Genomic DNA, 488 nt, shown 5'->3' on the forward strand with positions numbered 1-488 from the left:
CCAGGCCGCGCAGCAGCGCCGGGACCGGGGTCTGCGCCCGCAGCGCGGGCAGGTCGAGACGCACCGGGAGCACGACGGGCGCGCCGGTGGTGAGGGCGGCGTCGAACAGCGCGAGGCCCTCTTCCGGTGCCAGCGCGGGCAACCCGGAGCGCGCCATCCGGCGGAGGTCGGCTTCGGTCAGCCCGCTGGTCATGCCGCCCGCCTGCGACCAAGGGCCCCAGACCAGCGACGTCGCGGGCAGGCCTTCGGCGTGGCGGTACCGCGCGAGGGCGTCCAGGAAGGCGTTGGCGGCTGCGTAGTTGGCCTGGCCGATCGCGCCGAACGTGCCCGCCACGGAGGAGAACGTGACGAACGCGGCCAGGTCGCGGTCGCGGGTGAGCTCGTGGAGGTGCCACGCCGCGTCGGCCTTGGGCCGTAGCACGGTGTCGAGGCGCTCGGGTGTCAGCGAGCCGAGCGTGCCGTCGTCGAGCACGCCGGCGGTGTGCACG

The 488-nt window shown here is 75.8% G+C and carries 1 protein-coding gene; it reads right to left on the minus strand.

The genetic code is table 11. The features are described 5' to 3' along the window. On the minus strand, positions 1-488 hold a 488-nt coding region (locus G3I65_RS56225), incomplete at both ends, for a KR domain-containing protein (RefSeq protein ID WP_160704821.1).

This window comes from Amycolatopsis sp. SID8362, assembly GCF_010550475.1.
GTDB lineage: Bacteria > Actinomycetota > Actinomycetes > Mycobacteriales > Pseudonocardiaceae > Amycolatopsis > Amycolatopsis eburnea.